This is a genomic window from Bacillus sp. FSL L8-0528 (genome assembly GCF_038593085.1).
Lineage (GTDB): Bacteria > Bacillota > Bacilli > Bacillales > Bacillaceae > Bacillus > Bacillus paralicheniformis.
The window spans coordinates 282,551-301,921 of record NZ_CP151961.1; the positions used below are offsets into that span (position 1 = coordinate 282,551).

Annotated in this window: 22 protein-coding genes and 1 other annotated feature; of the genes, 20 read left to right on the forward strand and 2 right to left on the reverse strand. The window is 44.3% G+C overall.

Going from position 1 to position 19,371, the window contains the following annotated elements:
• Positions 1-14 precede the first annotated feature (14 nt).
• From MHI30_RS01535 to MHI30_RS01575, 9 genes are all read left to right on the forward strand, one after another.
• A complete protein-coding gene (locus tag MHI30_RS01535; RefSeq protein WP_081379915.1) occupies positions 15-368 on the forward strand; it encodes a hypothetical protein in 354 nt (117 codons plus the stop codon).
• 252 nt (positions 369-620) lie between these two features.
• A complete protein-coding gene (locus MHI30_RS01540; RefSeq protein WP_142238626.1) occupies positions 621-1,301 on the forward strand; it encodes a response regulator transcription factor in 681 nt (226 codons plus the stop codon).
• Between the two features lies 1 nt (position 1,302).
• Positions 1,303-2,238: a HAMP domain-containing histidine kinase gene (locus MHI30_RS01545; protein WP_075753673.1), complete on the forward strand. Its 936-nt coding sequence runs from the start codon at positions 1,303-1,305 to the stop codon at positions 2,236-2,238.
• Positions 2,239-2,333: 95 nt separating this feature from the next.
• Positions 2,334-3,257, forward strand: coding sequence for an ABC transporter ATP-binding protein (locus MHI30_RS01550; RefSeq protein WP_075753675.1), 924 nt, complete (start codon positions 2,334-2,336; stop codon positions 3,255-3,257).
• Between the two features lie 17 nt (positions 3,258-3,274).
• Entirely contained in the window at positions 3,275-3,955 is a 681-nt protein-coding gene (locus MHI30_RS01555) for an ABC transporter permease (RefSeq protein WP_142238627.1), read from the forward strand.
• Between the two features lie 15 nt (positions 3,956-3,970).
• On the forward strand, positions 3,971-4,669 hold the full coding sequence (locus tag MHI30_RS01560) for an ABC transporter permease (protein ID WP_075753679.1): 699 nt from the start codon (positions 3,971-3,973) through the stop codon (positions 4,667-4,669).
• A 96-nt stretch (positions 4,670-4,765) separates the two neighbouring features.
• Positions 4,766-5,839 (forward strand): DUF3900 domain-containing protein, encoded by a 1,074-nt coding sequence (locus MHI30_RS01565; protein ID WP_075753681.1) that lies wholly within the window; start codon positions 4,766-4,768, stop codon positions 5,837-5,839.
• A gap of 149 nt (positions 5,840-5,988) precedes the next feature.
• Positions 5,989-7,161, forward strand: a complete 1,173-nt coding sequence (locus MHI30_RS01570; protein WP_075753683.1) for a DUF4885 domain-containing protein — start codon at positions 5,989-5,991, stop codon at positions 7,159-7,161.
• Positions 7,162-7,605: 444 nt separating this feature from the next.
• Entirely contained in the window at positions 7,606-8,517 is a 912-nt protein-coding gene (locus MHI30_RS01575) for a macrolide 2'-phosphotransferase (RefSeq protein WP_075753685.1), read from the forward strand.
• Between the two features lie 35 nt (positions 8,518-8,552).
• Here the strand turns inward: MHI30_RS01575 and MHI30_RS01580 are convergent, their stop codons facing one another.
• Positions 8,553-8,972: a MarR family transcriptional regulator gene (locus MHI30_RS01580; protein WP_075754035.1), complete on the reverse strand. Its 420-nt coding sequence runs from the start codon at positions 8,970-8,972 to the stop codon at positions 8,553-8,555.
• 277 nt (positions 8,973-9,249) lie between these two features.
• On the opposite strand from MHI30_RS01580, the gene MHI30_RS01585 reads away from it, so the two are divergent.
• The 10 genes from MHI30_RS01585 to MHI30_RS01630 all read left to right on the forward strand — a co-directional run bounded on the left by MHI30_RS01585 (position 9,250) and on the right by MHI30_RS01630 (position 17,740).
• Entirely contained in the window at positions 9,250-10,761 is a 1,512-nt protein-coding gene (locus tag MHI30_RS01585) for a class I adenylate-forming enzyme family protein (RefSeq protein WP_075753687.1), read from the forward strand.
• 125 nt (positions 10,762-10,886) lie between these two features.
• Positions 10,887-12,101, forward strand: coding sequence for a serpin family protein (locus MHI30_RS01590; RefSeq protein ID WP_075753689.1), 1,215 nt, complete (start codon positions 10,887-10,889; stop codon positions 12,099-12,101).
• A 111-nt stretch (positions 12,102-12,212) separates the two neighbouring features.
• The gene (locus tag MHI30_RS01595) at positions 12,213-13,040 is read left to right on the forward strand and encodes a PPC domain-containing protein (protein ID WP_075753691.1); all 828 of its coding nucleotides are present in this window, start codon (positions 12,213-12,215) and stop codon (positions 13,038-13,040) included.
• A 63-nt stretch (positions 13,041-13,103) separates the two neighbouring features.
• A complete protein-coding gene (locus MHI30_RS01600) occupies positions 13,104-13,931 on the forward strand; it encodes a DUF4885 family protein (protein WP_075753693.1) in 828 nt (275 codons plus the stop codon).
• A gap of 129 nt (positions 13,932-14,060) precedes the next feature.
• A complete protein-coding gene (locus tag MHI30_RS01605; RefSeq protein WP_075753695.1) occupies positions 14,061-14,813 on the forward strand; it encodes a MerR family transcriptional regulator in 753 nt (250 codons plus the stop codon).
• Positions 14,814-15,149: 336 nt separating this feature from the next.
• Positions 15,150-15,329, forward strand: a complete 180-nt coding sequence (locus MHI30_RS01610; protein WP_075753697.1) for a hypothetical protein — start codon at positions 15,150-15,152, stop codon at positions 15,327-15,329.
• Complete coding sequence (locus tag MHI30_RS01615) at positions 15,310-15,693, forward strand: helix-turn-helix transcriptional regulator (RefSeq protein ID WP_075753699.1); 384 nt, start codon at positions 15,310-15,312, stop codon at positions 15,691-15,693. The genes MHI30_RS01610 and MHI30_RS01615 overlap by 20 nt, the downstream gene beginning before the upstream one ends.
• Positions 15,686-16,198 carry a DUF2812 domain-containing protein gene (locus MHI30_RS01620; RefSeq protein WP_075753701.1) on the forward strand — a complete coding sequence of 171 codons (513 nt, stop codon included), beginning with the start codon at positions 15,686-15,688 and terminating at the stop codon, positions 16,196-16,198. Before MHI30_RS01615 ends, MHI30_RS01620 begins: the two co-directional genes overlap by 8 nt.
• A 58-nt stretch (positions 16,199-16,256) precedes the next feature.
• Positions 16,257-16,513: a binding site (T-box leader), on the forward strand.
• A 101-nt stretch (positions 16,514-16,614) separates the two neighbouring features.
• Entirely contained in the window at positions 16,615-16,776 is a 162-nt protein-coding gene (locus MHI30_RS01625) for a tryptophan RNA-binding attenuator protein inhibitory protein (protein WP_043926115.1), read from the forward strand.
• A gap of 19 nt (positions 16,777-16,795) precedes the next feature.
• The gene (locus tag MHI30_RS01630) at positions 16,796-17,740 is read left to right on the forward strand and encodes a DMT family transporter (RefSeq protein WP_075753703.1); all 945 of its coding nucleotides are present in this window, start codon (positions 16,796-16,798) and stop codon (positions 17,738-17,740) included.
• Between the two features lie 62 nt (positions 17,741-17,802).
• Here MHI30_RS01630 and MHI30_RS01635 read toward each other — a convergent pair whose 3' ends face one another.
• The gene (locus tag MHI30_RS01635; protein WP_305954533.1) at positions 17,803-18,090 is read right to left on the reverse strand and encodes an RDD family protein; all 288 of its coding nucleotides are present in this window, start codon (positions 18,088-18,090) and stop codon (positions 17,803-17,805) included.
• A gap of 146 nt (positions 18,091-18,236) precedes the next feature.
• On the opposite strand from MHI30_RS01635, the gene MHI30_RS01640 reads away from it, so the two are divergent.
• Positions 18,237-19,304 carry an SEC-C metal-binding domain-containing protein gene (locus MHI30_RS01640; protein WP_075753705.1) on the forward strand — a complete coding sequence of 356 codons (1,068 nt, stop codon included), beginning with the start codon at positions 18,237-18,239 and terminating at the stop codon, positions 19,302-19,304.
• The last annotated feature ends 67 nt before the right edge of the window (positions 19,305-19,371 follow it).

Consider the following 19,371-nt stretch of genomic DNA (forward strand, 5'->3'; position numbering starts at 1 on the left):
GGAGGGGTATTAAGATGGTAAAACCGTTATTAGAGGAAACTGAAACAGTTTCAGCGACATATATGTTTTTAAGCAGTATTTCAGCAAAGAATAAAGCGGCCCGACTGAACGCGCCGCTGAAAAGCGTTTTAAAAGAACTGAAAGAATTTGATAAAGTGCTAAAAAGCGAAATCGAAGGGCAAAAAGGCATGATGATCACGAAAATTAAAGAAGAATTGGATCACAAAAGTGAAAACCGAAAAACCGTCATCACCCGGATGAAATCAGACAACGAGCAGTTTGCAAACAGTTATCATGACATTATTGAAACTTTGCGGAAGCAAAACGTAACACTTCACTATAAAAAGAATAAGCCCCTTGATCAATAAAAGATGACCCCTGACATCAGAGGTCATCTTTTTGTTCCAATGACTTGTGTTTGTTCAACCCCGCGCCTTTGACTTGATCGGAGTTAGCGGGGAGGGTAGATTGGTATCGGTCAATAGATCCGAAGATACAAGAGAATTCAACTAGAAATATAAATAATTTTTGTAAAAAACACACGTTTTTCAATTACAATGAGTGTAATTGCACGTGTGTTTTTATGTTGAAAAGGATAGGTGAACAAGATGCAGCGCATATTGCTTATTGAAGATGATCATTCGATCAGTGAAATGGTCGATCATTATTTAACAAAAGAAGGATTTGAGGTCGCGCTTGCTTTTGACGGAGAAGAGGGCGTTCGCTTGTTTCAGCAGGGCAATTACGATGTGATTCTGCTCGACATCATGCTTCCTAAACTGAACGGGATGGATTTTCTGAAATTGATCCGTGAACAGAGCAAGGTTCCGGTTTTAATGATTTCTGCAAAAGACGGGGATGTCGATAAAGCGCTGGGGCTGGGCTTTGGTGCGGATGATTATATTGCCAAGCCGTTTTCGATGATCGAACTGACCGCAAGAATAAAAGCCGCCATTCGGCGCGCAACGCAGTATTCCGCCAGTGAGCCGGCAAATCAAAAAATAGTACGTGTTCACGAGCTTACGATTGATATAGAAAATGTATCCGTACAAAAAAATGGTGAACCGCTTCAGCTGACATCGACGGAATGGAAGATGCTGACCTTGTTTGTGACAAACCCTAAAAAAGTATTTACAAAAGAACAAATCTATCGTTCGGTTTGGAATGAGGATTATTTCGGCGATCAAAATATTATTAATGTCCATATGAGGCGCTTGAGGGAAAAGATAGAGGATGATCCTTCCTCTCCGCAATATATTAAAACGCTTTGGGGCATCGGCTATAAATTAGGAGAGTTTTAGGATGACAATGTTATGGATTGGCATGCTGATGATTTTGGCGTCTCTCAATATCGTTCAATATAAAATGAAAAAACAGCGGGACCAAAACTTGAAGTACATTACGGAAAAGCTCAGTGTGATGCTAAATGAGCAGGCGGCTGATCAAATTTTATTAGGAACGGATGATAAAGTACTGCGGGATCTGCTCGTGCAAATGAACCTGTTTGTTGAGGAGCGTCAGCGCATAACAGCCCGTTTTGCAAAAACGGAGCAGTCAATGAAACGAATGCTGACCAATATGTCTCATGATCTGAAAACCCCGCTGACTGTTGTGCTCGGATATATCGAGGCGATTCAAAATGACTCGGACATGGCGGAAGAAGAGCGTGAAAGGCTGCTGGAAAAGCTTTATCAAAAAACAGGCGAAATCATTCAGCTGATGAATTCTTTCTTCGACTTGGCCAAACTTGAGTCAGAAGATAAGCAAATACTGCTCACTAAAATACATATCAACGAAATATGCAGAAGAAATATTCTCCAACACTATGATGCTGTTCAGGCAAAAGGTTTTAAAGCTGTCATCGACATCCCGGATACCCCGGTTTATGCACATGGAAATGAAGAAGCGCTTGACCGGGTTCTGCAAAACCTTTTATCAAACGCGATTCAATATGGTGCAGATGGAAAGCTGATCGGATTGTCCCTTACATATGATGACACGCGGATTGTCATTACGGTATGGGACCGTGGGAAAGGGATTGGCGAGTATGATCAGCAGCGGGTGTTCGAAAGGCTGTATACCCTTGAGGAATCGAGAAATAAAGCGTTCCAGGGAAGCGGGCTCGGCTTAACAATTACAAAAAGGCTCATTGAGAAAATGGGAGGGGACATCTCTCTCCAAAGCAAGCCGTATGAACGGACGGCGTTTTCCATCACGTTAAAACGAATGACCTATTAGTAAACGTAAGGATTTCTTAAGAAACAAGAAATAAAAAAGACAGCGTCCATCGCTACAATAGACACATAGCAGAGAAAGGAAAGGGGAAAACAGAATTGACTTACATCGTACAAACAAGCGGGCTTACCAAGACATTCAAAGGTCAAGAAGTTGTGTCAAATGTAAGCATGCATATACGAAAGGGAGAAATATACGGTTTTCTCGGCCCGAATGGAGCCGGGAAAACGACCGTCATGAAGATGCTGACGAGCCTCGTAAAACCGACAAGCGGGGAAATCAATATTCTCGGGCATAAGCTGACAAATCAATCATACGAGATTCTCGGCAAAATAGGCAGCATGATCGAATACCCGATTTTTTATGAAAATCTGACAGCCAATGAAAATTTAAATCTGCACTGTGAGTATATGGGATATCACAATAAAGCCAAGATTCAGGAAGTGCTGGACATGGTGAATTTAAAAAATATCGACAGCAAACCTGTCAAAACATTCTCGCTTGGTATGAAGCAGCGTCTTGGAATCGCGCGTGCCATTCTCACCAAACCTGACTTGCTCATCTTAGATGAACCGATTAATGGCCTTGATCCTATCGGAATTAAAGAAATCAGAAACTTATTTCAAGTATTGAGCAAAGAGTATGGAATGACATTGCTCATCTCAAGCCATATCCTGAACGAAGTAGAGCAGATTACAGATACAATCGGAGTGATTCGGGACGGCAGGCTTGTTGAAGAAGTATCGATGGAAAGCGTAAGAGGCCGGAACACAGAGTACATTGAACTCGTGACTCCGAATCAATTGCGGGCTTGCTTTGTGCTTGAACATGAGCTTCAGATTGCTAATTTTAAAATACTAAATGATAAAACGATCCGAATTTATGATGCCGAACCTTCTCAAACAGCCATTTCTAAAGCTTTGATTTTGAATGATATAGAAATTGAGTCCATGAATAAAAAGCATACTTCGCTTGAGGACTACTTCCTCAGCTTAATCAACGGCAATGCGGCCAGCGCATAAGGAGGCGGAGAAACTTGCTGAATTTAATGAGAATCGAAATGAGAAAGATGAAGCTTGGCTGGTATGTACGCGGAGCCGTCTTTGCCAACTTCATTATTCTCGGTTTTCTGTGGATGGTGACCTTCACAGAAGGCAAGGATACGTTCCAAACGATTGATGAAACATTTCTTGTGATCGGCACTTTCGTCAGAGCGGTTTTTATCATTTTCGGAGCCGTGCTGATTTCAAAATTAGTGATTTCAGAGTTTAAAAACAAGACAATACTTGTGATGTTTACGTACCCGATCAACCGAAAAAAACTGCTGGCTGCTAAACTGCTGATCGCAGGCGGGCTGACTTTCATCACGATATTGTTATCAAATGCATGCGTTGCAGCTGGTTTTTTTCTGCTGAATTCAATCTATGGGGTCATCCCCGGCGAATTAACAGCTTCTATGGTTTCTCAGCAGGCTCTGAAAATGATCGTTTTTGCTTTTGGCGCCGCAGGAACGAGTTTAGTGCCCATCTTTTTCGGAATGCGGAAGCACTCAGCTGCGGCAACGATCATTTCGTCTGTCGTGATCAGCATGCTGATCAGTTCCACAAGCCCGGGCTTTTCTATTTCTTCAATTGTTTATATTCCTTTATCTCTGGCCGCTGTCGGTCTGTTTTTTTCCTTTTTGGCAGTAAGGCGGATCGAAAAAATAGATGTATTTTAACGGAGTTGAAGTTCAATGCTGAATTTAATTAAATTGGAGTTTAAAAAAACAAAACTAGGGTGGTATTACAAAGGTGCAGTAATTGCAAATCTATGTATACTCGGTTTTTTATGCCTGATCGGGTCGGAGGAAAAAAATCTTACTCAAGGCCAAATGGCGATGGCTGACGCGGGATCCACGCTGCAGCTTCTCGGAACTTTTGTGAGGTCTGTGTTTATTGTCTTTGCAGGCGTGCTGATTGCCAAACTGATCATCGGGGAGTATAAAAACAGAACCATCACGGTCATGTTTACATATCCGGTCAGCCGAAAAAAACTGATTGCCGCAAAACTGCTGCTCACCGGCGGATTGACCTTTTTGACAATGATCGTGTCCGAACTGATTCTTGCGTTTATTTTCTCGCAGCTCAATGATATCTATCAATTCAGCCCGGAAAAACTGACGCTGCAAGCCATTGGAAATGAGATTGGCAGTATGCTCATTTACGCTGCTTCTTCGACAGGGTTGAGTTTTATTCCACTATACTTTGGGATGCGCAAACAATCAGTTCCTGCCACTATTGTGACATCCTGCATTTTGATTGCGCTGATCGGTCAGCAAAGTCCTGGATTTTCAATTGCTTCTATTATTTATATTCCTGTTTCATTGGCTGTAATCGGGATTGTTATTGCGTTTTGGTCGATCCGAAAAATTGACCGGGAAGATGTATTATAATTGACTAAGTATATCGTAAAGGTGCAAATTGACGGATTCCAGGCATTTACCTATACTTGAAGAACTGAAACAACAAGGAAAACGGGTGAACATGTCATGGAATTTGAAATTCGCTATATTTCTTTTTATGTCATTCAGGTCGACGGCAAGGATGAGCAGGCCAACAAGCAATATAAACATTTTCAGACGCTGGATACAGAGGAATTTGAAACCAGCGAACTGAAGGATTTCTTAGACGGGGAATTGAAAAAAATCGTCAAGCGGAAAGCCGAACGCCATCCGAAATCAGAGCAGGTGCCGACGAAAATCGGCCGCTTCATCACAGAGCCGGGGCATGAGCTTGATTCTAATCCGAACTACAATCTGTTTCACAAAACAAAACTTGCGGAGACAAAGGAAGAATTCAATGAACTGAGCGAACAGTTCGTCCGCACATACCTCGACACGAGCGCCGTCAGGGGAGGCGTTTTTTTAGTGGCGACAGCCGTACCGCGCAAATACTTCGATGATACATTTGTCTTTGTCATGAAGTGCGACTTTGAACCGAAGGTCGCTTCGATCGCCGATGAATCATCGTTGATCCGCAAGGTCGAAATGGCGATCACGACGAAAAACATGAAATCGATTCAGTATCCGTACATGCCTGAAGAGGGCATGACAGAGGAAAGTGAAGTGAAAATCCACCAGGCCTCGCACGCCCGCTACTTTGAAGACTTCTTAAAATTCGTCGAGTACGGCGAGTCGATGCCGGAAATCATGAAGTCCCAAGTGATGAACATGGTTCAGGAGCATGTATACGAAGCATTTGAAGACAAAAGCGAAGAACTCCAGCAGTTTGAACACGACCTCGAAATCTGGGAAGCGAGCGAAAAGCGGGAGATTCAGGAACGCCTCGACACCCATCAAGTCATCGAAGCATCCGCCCAGATCGTTGAGCACATGCCTGAGGCAGAGCTGAAAATGAAGCTGGGAGAAACCGAGATTAAAGGACTGCTGGCCGAATTTGGAGATTCAATTCATCTTGCCAAAGTAAACGGCCGCTATGTAGCGCTCATTGAAGCCGAGACGATTTCCTTTGAAAAGGGCAGTTCTCCGGTGGAATTTTATAAACCTGAGGGACTGCATGAGGTGATTGAGCGGATACGGAATAAAAGTGACAGGGAAGATTAGAAATAAGGAATGGCATCCGTTTTTTCGGATGCCTTTTGATTTTTCATCCAAATTATGAGGCTGCTATGTAAATTACTGTTTAATAAGGTCAATATAAACATAATTAAGCCGATATAGGGATTATAGAAAGAATTGAGGAGAGGTGCCCAATGCGTCTCAATAGTCAATACATCCGTACACAGCTGATGATTCAGAATATGTTGAAAAGGAATGCGGCTGATACAACTGTAAAAAATGTCTCTTCTGATATCACTGCCCTTGCGAAGAAGGCCGGCAGTCAAGCAGGAAGACCATCGAAGGAAAGTTTGAGTAAGCTGAACTACTCAAAGGACAGTATTGTGAATCATGCCGAAGCTTTCAGGCGGGCATACGAAGCAGCAAATGATCGAACTGTGGCAGAAACGAAGATCAATGCCCAAAACCCCTATGAGTCAGAAAGTGATATCAGGAAAAAAATCTTAGATGAAAAATACAGCAAAATAAATGCAATGAACAAAACGAAACCTGACCCTTTAGGCTATATTAAGGATAAATACAAAAATTCCAATTCCCCTTATTTCAGAAATGACCTGTCGGCAGCAGAAAGACAAGCTGCATATGACAATGAAACTGAGTGGCTGTTCAAAGGAAAAGCGCAAAACTATAATATGCAGGATGCCGCGTTTCGAAATGTTACTTTTAATGGGGAAGTAGAGGCGGAGAATGAGAAAATATATCAGCGCAGCCAAGTCAACAAACAGCTTCAAGCGCTGCTGGATCAATATCATATTGCCATTCCTGCGGATACGGCGCTCACCTTTACGATTACACCGGTTGATTATCAAGTAAAGGTGAGCGGAACAGATGATGAGCAGCTCATCCATCAACTTGAACATATATTGCAATCAGGAGAAAACAGCAAACAGTTATTTCTGCATATCATGAAAAGCTTGAGCAGCGATTCAGTCCAATATTCCAAAGAAGCACAGCAAAAATATCAGACGGTTCGCGAGATATATGAGGTGACAGGCTATCACCTGAAGGACTTGGAAGTGGTTGATGGCCGCTATGTAACACCTGACGGCCGTGATTTGTTAGATGTGTATAAAGAAGAACTGGAGAAGGACCCTGTCCAAAAGAAAACGGCTCATTTCGCAATCGCTCATTATGGAGCAGAGCTGAACAGACTTGCAGAAGCCGGCTATGATTCTATTCCGGATTTTATCTTATCTATTGACTACAGCAACGGATCTTTGCGGGATACAGGGCAAAAGAAAAGCTATGGAACCGGGGATACGGCATGGCTAAGAGAATTAAAGCGCCGAACGGGTGTGAATCATTAATTTAAAAGGCAGGAACGCGCCCCTTTTTTCTGCTTCGATAAGCAAATTTCCTTTATCAGGATCATTTTCTGAAATATTGAAGTTTGCGTTGCAGTTCATTCCAAAACCTGTTAAAATTAGGCTAACTTTGATGAACGGAGGGATTTCCCAAATGGCATACATCAGATTCCGATTGAACTTTGTCCTCGCTAACTAAATCGTGAACAAAGTCTCTGCCTGTGTGCAGGGTAATCGGGATCAGTCTGCCTGTTTTTAGGGGACCCTTATGCAATAACAGAGGGAGAGGCGCGGATTCCAGCGCCTCTTTTTTTGCCTTTAAAAATAGCTGATCTGAAGCTTGCCTTCAGTTTATTTGTCATATCTTTTTTCCGTTTACTTTCCAGCGCAGGCAGACGACCTGTGCTTTTTTTTATTAAAAACCTTCAGTAAAGGGGAAAATCGTATATGACAACAGTAAATGAGCAAATTGAACATACATTAAAACTTGCGGAAAAACACGGCCTTCGGCTGAAACGAAAGCATGCGGAAATCAACGAGTCCGGCATGGATTTTCAAGTCGTCTTTGCCGAAGATGAAGCAGGTAAGAGATGGGTGTTGAGAAAACCGCGGCGCGACGATGTGATTGAAAGAGCAGTGTATGAAGGGAAAGTGCTGAAGCTGCTGCAAAACCATCTTCCCGCCGCTGTGCCGGATTGGCGCATTCATACTCCCGAACTGATCGCATATCCGGAGCTTCCGGGGGTTCCTGCCGCAGTCATTGACATGGAGATGAAGAATTACGTATGGAACATGGATCATGAGCCCCCGGCTGAAGCCTTTGTCAAGTCATTGGCGAAAACGCTCGCGCTATTGCATAGCATCGATCATAAAGCCGCAGAAGAAGCGGGCATGCATGTGATGAATCCGGATGGCGTCAGGCGGTCAAAAGCAGAGCAGATGGAACAGATCAAAAGAGAGCTCGGGGTCAGCGGCGAGCTCTGGGAAAGATGGCAAAAGTGGCTGTCCGACGACTCGTATTGGCCTGCACATACTGCGTTTATCCACGGCGACTTGCATCCCCCGCATATTTTGATTGACCAGCATCAGAGCATAACTGGGCTGTTGGATTGGACGGAAGCAAAAATCGCCGACCCGGCAAAAGACTTTCTTTTATACGAGACGATTTTAGGAGAAGCCGAAACCGCCCGGCTCATCTCTTATTATGAAAAAGAAGGGGGCCGGGTCTGGCCGCGGATGAAAGAGCATATTACAGAATTGCAGGCCGCCTATGGCATTGAAATCGGCATGTTCGCCCTGCAGACAAAGCAAGAAGAGCACTTGAAGATGGCGCTGGACGCGCTTGGGGTCAGACAATAAAAAAAGGGCTGTCGATTTCGATCGACGGCCCGTTTTCACATCATAATTTTTTCAATCATAGCAAAAAAAACCTTTTTTTCTTCTTCTGACAACTTGCCGAAGAGCTTGTCGATCAAAGCCTGGCGGTTTTCCACCATTTGTGCGGCGATCCTCGTTCCTTCTTGCGACAGTTCGATCCAGACGGTGCGCCGGTCATCGTTATTTCTCGATCTGATCACAAGGCCCTCTTTCTCCAAATGGTTCAGAGCTGTTGTCGTTGCTGATGGAGACAGGGCGACCTCCTGTAAAATTTCCTTTATCGTACATGTTCCGTGTCTGTAAATGATACGCAAAATAAACCCTTTGCCGCTCGTGATACTTTTCGGAATCGTTTCTTCGTCCAATTTCTTTGAAGACCGCAAATATTTCGTGAAAGCATGATCCAATAGATTCGCTTCAATCCGATGGTGATTCATGAAGGTTTCCTCATTTCCGACATCGTGTAGTAGATCAGCCATTTCATGCTGACCAAACAAACATAGGTCTATTTTATCATAAGCGAATGCTCCGCAAAAAACGATTTTATGAATTTTAACATGAGCCATTTAATTTCTTTTATTATCAATTCATAAAGATAATAATTCTATTATGAAATAGTTTTACAATGGATATATTTTGTTTTAGAATGAATTTGTGCGTCACATAATCTCACCAGGTTTTGTGAGAAACAATGAAAATTTGGAGATGAAAATTTTGAGTACACTTCAGCAATTAATCAATCATCATATGGAAACGTCAGATGGGTTGGAAGCATTGTCCGGAGGAGATCGAACGTTTACGTTCAAAGCGTATCATCAACGGGTGAACCAGCTGGCTCATTATCTGCTGGAGGAGGGTGTTCAAAAAGGAGACCACATCGCGGTTTTATGTAAAAATAATCATCATTTTCCCGTCATTTTGCTGGCGTCTCTTAAAATCGGGGCGACAGTCGTGCCGTTAAGCTGGCAGCTGACATCGTATGAATTAAAAGGAATCTTGAACAACTGCCGGCCGAAGGTGATGTTTTATGACTTGGAATTTGCCGATATACTAACGCCGCTCCGCGAACAGCTTCAGTTCTGCCTGATGATTGAAGCGGGTGCGGGAATGAACACGACTGAACAGTTTGAGAGCTTATTTAAAAACAGGCCGCTGGAGGTGGAGGCCGACCAGGTGACTGAGCATGATTTGGCTTTAATGCTGTTCACCTCGGGCACGACCGGAAATCCGAAAGGCTGCATGGTCAACCACGGCAGTCTGGCCGCATACTTGACAGAGGTGAACGTGAAATCGAAACAGCTGAAAGGCACGCGCTTTTTAGCGAGCCATCCGCTTTATCATATGAGCTCGCTCAACCATGTTTTTCAGGCGGCTTTTGAAGGAATTGGCCTTCATTTCTTATGGGATCCCGAACCGTTTGAAATCCTGCAGGAGATCGAGAAGAAACGCATTCATATGATGATGGCGTTTCCTTCCGTCTACACTTACATGCTGGAGGAAATGAAAAGACATCCATTCGACCTGTCATCAGTGAAAATGCTTGTCTCCGGCGGCACCAAGGTGCCGGCGCGGCTGATTAAGGAGTACAATGACATGGGAATCCTGATGGTGCAGGGGTATGGCAGCACAGAAGCATGGACGGTCAGCGTATGGCGGCCTGACATGGGCTGGGATAAAGTCAATTCAGCCGGCAAGCCGATTCCGCAAGTCAGCATAAAAATCGAAGACCCTGATACACATGAAGAGCTGCCAAGAGGCGAAGTCGGAGAAGTCGTCGTCAAAAGCCCGTATGTTTTTGAAGGGTATTACCAAAATCCTTCCGCCACGCAAAAGGTGCTGAAAGACGGCTGGTTTTATATGGGGGACTCCGGCAAACTTGATGAAGACGGATTTTTATATATTACCGGCCGGTATAAAGACGTCATTGTCTACGGAGGCGACAACATTTATCCTGACCAGGTGGAGGAAATCATCGATCAAGTGCCCGGAGTCGTTGAATCGGCCGTCATCGGCGTCCCGGATGAAATGTACGGGGAAGTTCCGAGGGCGTATGTAGTGAAAAACGAAAGCTCCGGCCTCAAGAAGGAGGACATTATCGCGTATTGCAAAGAGCGCCTGTCCGACTATAAAATTCCTGAGATCGTCTTTACCGACAGCCTTCCGAAAAACAGGCTCGGCAAAATCGTCAAAAAGGATCTGCGCGAACTGGCTGTCAAAGGACAGTGAGCGCAGTAACAGAAAGCTTATTCAGCAGTGGATAAGCTTTTTTTTGCGGATTTCTTGCACCGGCTGCCGTTTTTTGTAACGTTTTCCAATGCTAAACCCACTACAACAGTAGGAGGTGTTGACAATTGAAATCGAAATGGAGTGCGATGGTGATATGGACCGGTCTTTTATTGCTGACCGGATGCGGAGTGCACAAGGAGGCCGATCCCCCGCCCGTCAGATCCGCGCAAAAAACGGACGCCTCGTTATCTGAAGCTGAACAGCGGTTTGCGCTTGCATTGTTTCAAGACATGATAAAAGAGGAAGGGAGCCGGAAAAACATCTTCCTCTCGCCTTACAGTATTCACCAGGCGCTTGTAATGACGGCAAACGGTGCCGCGGGAGACAGCAGAAAGGAGCTGCTCGGCACTTTAAACCTCAACCAGACAGATATGGCATCGATCAACAGGATGTCACAATCTGTGAACCGTTCGCTAGAAACGCTGCCTCACGGCGAATTTTCGTCGGCCAATTCGATATGGTCCAAAAGGGAGCTGAAAGAAAGCTTTCAAGACGCGATCAAAGGCCTTGGCGACGCCTATCAGCTTCATGATGATCCAAATCGGGCAGCAGAAGAAATCAACGGCTGGGTCAAAAAGAAAACGAAAGACCGCATCGATCAGATCGTTGACAAAGTCTCGTCGAATACGATTGCCTACATCATCAATGCCGTCTATTTTAAAGAAAGCTGGAAGCATCCATTTGATCCTCACATGACAGCGGAACAGCCATTTTATTCAGCGGACGGCTCCGCAAAAAAACACCCCATGATGACGCAGACAAACCGCTTTCCTTATCTGGAAAACAAACATTTTCAAGCCGTCAAGCTTCCCTTTCAAGACGAAGGTCTGTCATTAGCTGTTTTTCTGCCGAAAAAAGCGGCAAATCTTGAACAGCTTATGGCTGGCATGACGTATGATCAATGGCGCACCCTGCAAAAGGACTGGACGGTGAAACAGGTTGAGCTCAAGCTGCCGCGCTTTTCATTTCAAACAGACTATATGTTAAATGAACCGCTTAAACGGCTTGGAATGAAAACCGTGTTTAGCAGCGCGGATTTTTCAAATATGTTTTCCGGACATGGTGCCGCTCAAATTGATAAAGTCAGACATAAAACATTTATCAAAGTGGATGAAGCGGGTACCGAAGCATCCGCGGCAACAGCGGTTGAAATCATCGAATCAGCTCCCGTCCCTGAAGTGACGATGACTGCAGACCGCCCGTTTTATTTTGCGATTGTTGATGAAACATCCGGAATGATCCTTTTTGTGGGCAGTGTGGCAGAGCCGGCGGATGATTAAACCTGTTAAAAATTCTATAATTTGATTAAATATCATTAAACTTCCAGTTTTATTACCGATATTAGGAAGGGAGTTCCTTTATGGTGATGAATAAACGGGAGGCAAGGACAAATGAAAAAAAGTTTGTTTCTGTTCGTGTTCAGTGTGTTTTTGATGGCGGTTCCAGCATTTTCGGCTTCGGCAAATGTTTACGAAGATGAGTATGAACCCAACAATTCTTTCGCTGAGGCTTATGATTTAGGGTTGTGGAAATACAAGACGATTTCGGCGACGATTCACAGCGAAAGCGATAAAGATTATTATAAATTTTACGCGACAAAGGGAGAACAGCTTGCCATTCACCTAAAGAACATCCCGGCAAATACAGATTATGACCTTTACTTATTTAAAGATGCTTACGGCTATCCTGCAGTAGGATCTTCTGAAAGAACGGGAAACCAAAATGAAATCATCCGCTTGGATGTTCCGGAGACAGGCCGATACATTGCGGTCGTTATGTCTAAAGACGGTTCATATGACGGTTGGGGATTTTACAGACTTGAATTTATCGACAGAATGAAGAGCGGTGCTTATACGGCGAATTTGTCTCCATCAGCCATCTCAAGCCCGGGACAGGGAGTCGTTTCTCCGGTTGCCGCCGTCAATCTTGCCAATGTCTCGGCCATTCCCGAAGGAGCGACTGTGAAAAGCGTTTCCGCCGAGGGAACCATTTCTCCGAGCCTTGGACACACTTACAGGGAAGTTCTGAACAAGGATGAAGGCGTTTGGCACACATCAGTTTCCGGCGGCACACTGTTTCCGGATCTAAAGCCTGAACTTGCGCTTCCGGTCAAAACGACATGGAATGTGAGATACTATTCGCTCGCTTGGAGCAGTTCAACATGGAGATCGCCGCAGTTGAAGATCAATTATCAATACGATTCAACACACGGCTGGTAAACAGATCCAAATTCCGGCCGATATAAAAAGTAATAGAATGTAATTGGCATGAAAGGAGCTCCCATGAATATTAGAGACAGGGTAAAACTTTCGCTTTATTCCGAGCAGCTGATGAAGCCTGCCGCCGCAGAGATGCCGGCCAAGACCAAAGGCTCCAAGAGGATGGCCGCCAGTCAAACAGACACCCTCTCCATCAGCAAACAGGCTGAAGCGGCTCAAAAAAATGCACCGTCATTACGATCACAAATGAACGGCGTTCAATTTGAGATCTATAATCTTTATGTGGACAGGCAGCGTTTGAACAGCCAGATCGATGAGACGCTGCGCGAGAGCGGAATTTCTCTTTCCGAGAGTGAGCATCTGACATTGCATGTTGACGGACATAACCGGATTACAGTTGAAGGCATCGAAGACGAACAAAAAAGAACCCGGATCGAAACCGTTTTAAATGACAGTGATAAACGGTTTGGCGCGCGTCTGTTGAGCCATGCGGAACTGATCGGTGAACAAAATGGAACGCCGTTGGATAAAGAAGCTTATGAAAAATGGCATGTGAATGAGTTTTTGAAAACGATTGCCGGTCTGTCTTTGGCTGATGTCAGTTTGGATGAAAAAGGAGAGCTTGAAGGCGGAAATGAGAGGCTCATCAGAGTGATTGAATCTGCCAAAGACCCGAAAAGCGACTTGGAGAAGAGCTTTCAAAACATGCTGAAGAAGCTGAAGAATGTTCTGGCGAAAGGGCCGGACACCATTGCGGACAGATCGGCTTCTTTCGGCTATGCCGGCGGAACGCTCATCGATCTCAATGTATCAAAAGGATTCTCCGCGGGCCAGCTGAACGAGTGGCTGGATGATCCGTTTCTAAAAGAAGTCTTGCTGAACAATTCTTAAAAGACCTGGCAAAGCGATTTTGCCGGGTTTTTTGTTTGTATAAAAAATTGCGCAAAAAAATTTAGAATTTCGCATTGACCCTTACGTTGCGGGATACTTTATAGTCAATATCGAAGGGAGGTCAGATTAATGAAAATGAAAGTAAAGGAAGTGGCCGACTTAGTCGGCATCAGTGTGCGCACACTGCATCATTATGATGAAATCGGATTATTAGCTCCATCGGAGACAACCGAAGCCGGATATCGGCTGTATTCAGATGACGATCTGGAAAAGCTGCAGCAAATCCTGTTTTTCAGAGAGCTTGACTTCCCTTTAAAAAAGATTAAAAGCATTCTTGAGAACCCTTCATTTGACAGGAATGAGGCGCTTCAGCTCCATCGCAAAGCGCTGCTGGAGAAAAGAAGCCGGCTTGACCAAATGATTGCGACAATCGATAAAACGATCCAATTCGCGAAAGGAGAAATCAACATGACAAACGAGGAAAAGTTCGCGGGATTTGATTTCAGTCAAAACCCGTATGAGGAAGAAGCACGGGAACGCTGGGGCGATGAAGCCGTCGATAAATCGAAGACCTTTATCGAATCAATGTCCGAAGATGAACGAAAAAAAATGGAACAGCAATATGATGCCATTTACAGAAAAATCGCCGCCCTCAGAGAAGGCGCCCCTGACTCAGAAGAAGCGCAGGCGGCTATAAAGGATTGGTACGACTTTCTGAACAATAACACCGGCCACAGCTATTCGCTTGAAGCTTTCAAAGGTCTGGGACAAATGTATGTCGCTGACGAGCGCTTTACGAAAAACATCGATCAATACGGCGCCGGCTTGGCGAAGTTCATGTGCGACGCCATGACGGTGTTTGCTGACAGGAATAAGGAATAATCGCTGGAAACCGCCTGATAAGGTTGTGAAATGACCTTTTAGGCGGTTTTTTTAGGTTTCCCCTCTTTTGCACAATAGCCCGCGCTCACTTGAGGGAGTTCTTGCTTATCCCCATTGGAAAGGGGGTGGTGCATCTTGACAACATTCGAAACAACCTCGTTCCTGATTGCTTCGGATCTGTGTCAAAGATGTTCAGTTATCATCTGCAATTTTTTAGAATAGATCATTTGATTTGCAGGCTAATTGCTGTGATTGATTTGTGTCGAATCGTCTAATATGCTATTATATCGTTAGTCGATATATCGCCATACGATATAAAATAAGGAGGCGAATGGTTTGAATACATACCTTACCGGGATTTTATTTGTTTTGAGCGGAATTCTTTTATTAAATCTAGCGATTTTATCAGGGATAAACGGTATATTGTGGGGGCTAGTTCTTGGCGGCAGCATCATATTCAATCTAATAGGTGTTGTACTGCTCATGAGATATATAAATGAAAAACGCCATACTTAATAATGAGGTGCGAAAAGTGAAGAAAAAAACGGCGGAAAGCTATCTACCGCTTACGCAGGCGACATATTACATATTATTGTCATTAACTCAACCATTACATGGCTACGGCATAATGCAAAGGGTTGAGAGCATGAGCGAGGGAGAGGTCAAACTAGGGCCTGGCACTCTTTATGGTGCATTAAGCAAACTCGAAAAGCAGGGGGTGATTAGAAAGGAAGGCGAAACTGGCGATAATCGGAGAAAGCAGTATATTTTAACGAATGAAGGATGGCAGGTTATTGAACTCGAATTTAAACGTCTGTCCAAATTAGTGACGATCAGTCAATCTATTTTTGAAAAAGAGGGAGATACAAGTCATGAGTAAAAAAAGAAAGCGTAAATTTCGTTTTTTTCTTGCTTGGCAAGACCGGAAGGAAGAGAACTGGCTGAATGAAATGGCAAAACAAGGATGGATGTTAAAGTCATTCTTTTTATTTATCTATATATTTGAAAAGACAAAACCGAGCAATACAGTATATCGGCTCGACTATAAGACAACATCAAACCTGGATCAGGAAGAATATATTCATATATACGAGGATGCAGGCTGGAAGCATGTGACACAGTTTTTAAATTGGCATTACTTTGCGGCTGACCCCAGTCAAGTTCAAACAAATGCGATTTATACAGACCGCGAATCTGAAGCAGAAAAATATAATGGCTTACTAAAAGTATTGTATGCTGCATTTGCAGGTGTATTTCTCTCGGGACTTCCACTTCTCATCATAGGCGTTCCAGGATATTTTTATTGGATAGCAGCATTTAATCTCTTTGTTTTGTGCCTGTTGATCTTGTGTATATTAAAGGTTCGTAAAAAAACAAGAATTTGACGCTGATTGACACCCGTTAATTTTCAGAGTAATATATTTTTTACAAATCATGTACGGTTAAACGATATTGAGGAAGAGCAAGTACGTGTCAGAGCATGGGTTTAAGAGAGTCGGTGGCTGGTGTGAACCGATGCCCTTCTGATGCCGAATGGGCTTCTGAATCGCTTCGCTGAAACGACAGTAGGCGGAGCCGGGATGTTCTCTCCGTTATCAAGAGAAGCGTATCGAAAGGGCTGACTGTTCCCTTTCCGTATGTTCCAAGCGAATCGTTGATGCGATTAATAAAGGTGGTACCGCGAGACCCTCGTCCTTTTTGTGACGGGGGTTTTTTCTATTTTTAAGGAGGTGATGGCCATGGAGGAAGGCTGGCCGGATTGGCCGCATCATGTTAAACGGAAACGGAGGTGTGATGGTAAATGGTGATTGCAACGGACGATTTGGAAACGACATGTCCAAACTGCAATGGAAGCGGAAGAGAAGAGCCGGAACCTTGTCCAAAATGTTCGGGAAAAGGTGTGATTTTGACGGCGCAGGGCAGCACATTGCTCCATTTTATAAAAAAACATATCAACGAATAAAAAGGACAGGTGTTTAGAGTTGAGTCGAGCAGAGAAGAGTTCAGCTGAGCAGAGCGGCCATCTTCAAGGCGGCGTTGGAAAAGCGGTCGGGGTTGTTTTTATGGTCTTTGGAACGATGTGTTTTGCTTCAAAATCAATTTTTGTCAAATGGGCTTATGAACAAGGTGCATGGCCGGAAGCGGTGCTGTTGTACCGGCAATTATTTGCGGCGCCGCTGTTTTGGCTGATTTTTATTGTGTATCGTTCAAAGCTTCCGGCTAAACCAGAAAAAGCGGAGATTTTTAAAGCTTATGCGGCCGGATTGCTTTGTTTTTTTCTGTCGCCATTGCTTGATTTTATCGGCCTTCATGATGTTTCGGCAATCGTTGAACGGATGATTGTGATGAGCTATCCCATGTTCGTATTGATGCTAACGGCCTTTGTAAATAAAAAAATGATCTCGGGTAAAACGTTTGCCGCCATCTTGCTTGTGAATGCCGGGCTGTTCTTGGCTGTCGGCGGATGGGATGTGCAAGCATTTGAAGCGAACCTGTCAGGAGCTTTTTTGATCTTATTGTCCGCTGCCGCCTATGCGGTTTATCTTGTTGTGGCGGGAAGCCTTGTCCGTCAAATCGGCGGGATCCGGATGAATGCCTATGGAATGTCGGCGGCAAGTCTTGCGATGGCCGGTTATTCGCTGTTTTGCGCAACGGGAAAACAGCCGGGAATCCTGCTTTCTTATCCTCCCGCAATGTATGTTTTTTTTTCGATCATTGCGGCGGTGACGACGGTCATTCCTTTTTTATTCATGCTGGAAGGCATGAAGCGGATAGGAGCGGAGCGGGGAGCCGTCATTTCTATGATCGGCCCCGTTCTCACCATCTTCGGAGGTGTTTTGTTTTTAAACGAACGTTTAACATCCATTCAGTGGCTGGGGTGCTTCCTTGTGCTCCTGACCATCAGTCTGTTGGAATACCGGAAATAGAAAAAGGGGTTCATATCCCTTTTTCACGACCTTTCGTGTCGGCCGTTTTCATGACATATGTTTTAGCCGCAAAATCGTGGACGACTTGTTCCTGAAAAAACAACGGTTAAATACAGCAGACCGAAAGCGATATGCACCCATGAGACGATGCAACGCACGAAAGCCTGCCAAAGCTTCATCCGTCGGCCTGTATCATCAGAAACAATCCGAATTCTAAAAAGTCTTTTTCCAATTGTGCCCCGGAGCTTTGTCAGCGGCATCAAAAGAGCGGATACCAGCAGTGCTGCTGCAGCGACCTCAGGAGATCGGTCTCCGAATATCAACGCGGATGAAAAGTGTAATCCGACCATTTTATAGTCTTTTTTTCTACTTTTAAATCAATCTTATAAAATTTTACTCTTCAGCTAAATCATACTGATTTTCATTATCGGATTTCCCCCTCCGGAAAGTTTTGATAAAATAAATAAGTTGTAGTATAAGATACGGAGGTTTAAACGTGGGAAAAGTAAAGAGAAATATGCCTTGCCCCTGCGGCAGCGGGCTGAAATATAAAAAATGCTGCGGCAAAGCGGAGGGAGCGTTTCCGGCTGTCGCGGTGCAGGAATTGAAACAAATCCAGAAAGACGTCATGGAATTCGCTTTTACGGAACATAAAGACACAATCGATCAATTTCTTAATCAGTATTCTTTTCTGTCAGACTTGGATCAGTCTGCACAAAAGATATGTGTTTTTAATCTAGGCGTGTGGGGAGTATTTTCCCGGCCGTTGGCAGCCGGAGGATTGACGATTTTTGAAGATTTTTTACAGAAAAAGGGTTCTTCGATTCTCAGATCGCAGACTAAGGAAGCTGTTCAATCGTGGAAGGACCTGTCTCCTGCGCTGCTGCGTGTGAAACATATAACAGATGGCGGTATTCGCTTTGAGGATGCTGTAACAAATGAAGAGCTCACCATAAGGATGAATGTGAAGCGGGAAGGGCCTTTTGTAGGCGAGTACGTGCTCGGCTTTCCGATCAAGATCGGAAGCCATACCGAGTTCTTCTTACAATTCACCATCTATCCTGCAAAAATGGCCGATGCTCTCAAAGACAGGTTAAACGAGGCTTTAAGCCGTTTCACAGAAGAAGGCGGGACAAAAGAACAGCTGATGAGAGAGGATTTTCATCATGTGTTAATGCAGCTTTGCCGGCAGGAAGAGAGTGTACCGTCTGAACAAGGGTCGGAAGACATCGAATGGGCCAATGAGATGGAAAAAGAAACAGCGCTTGTCTTTGAGAAAGGTATGCTTGACGAAGGACATTCTGAACCATTTGTCTCCTGGGCGGTCGGCCTTTGGAAATCGTATTGTGCCAAAAAAGCGCCGGTCATCAAAAAAACAGAAGCCTTTGCAGCTGCTTTGGAGTATTTTATCAATTCGATCTCCAAATCGGAAAAATCGATATCCCAGGCGAAGCTTGCAAAAAAATACGGTGTCAGCGCGTCGACTGTATCGAATCGTTTTAAAGATATTGAAGCCGTCCTGCAGGACGAACTTGACCGTCATCTTGAGCTTATGCCTTCTTAAAAAAGCTCATACAGCTGCTAAACCTTCCGGGGAACCGGAAGGTTTTTTGCGTTTGATTCTGATTAAA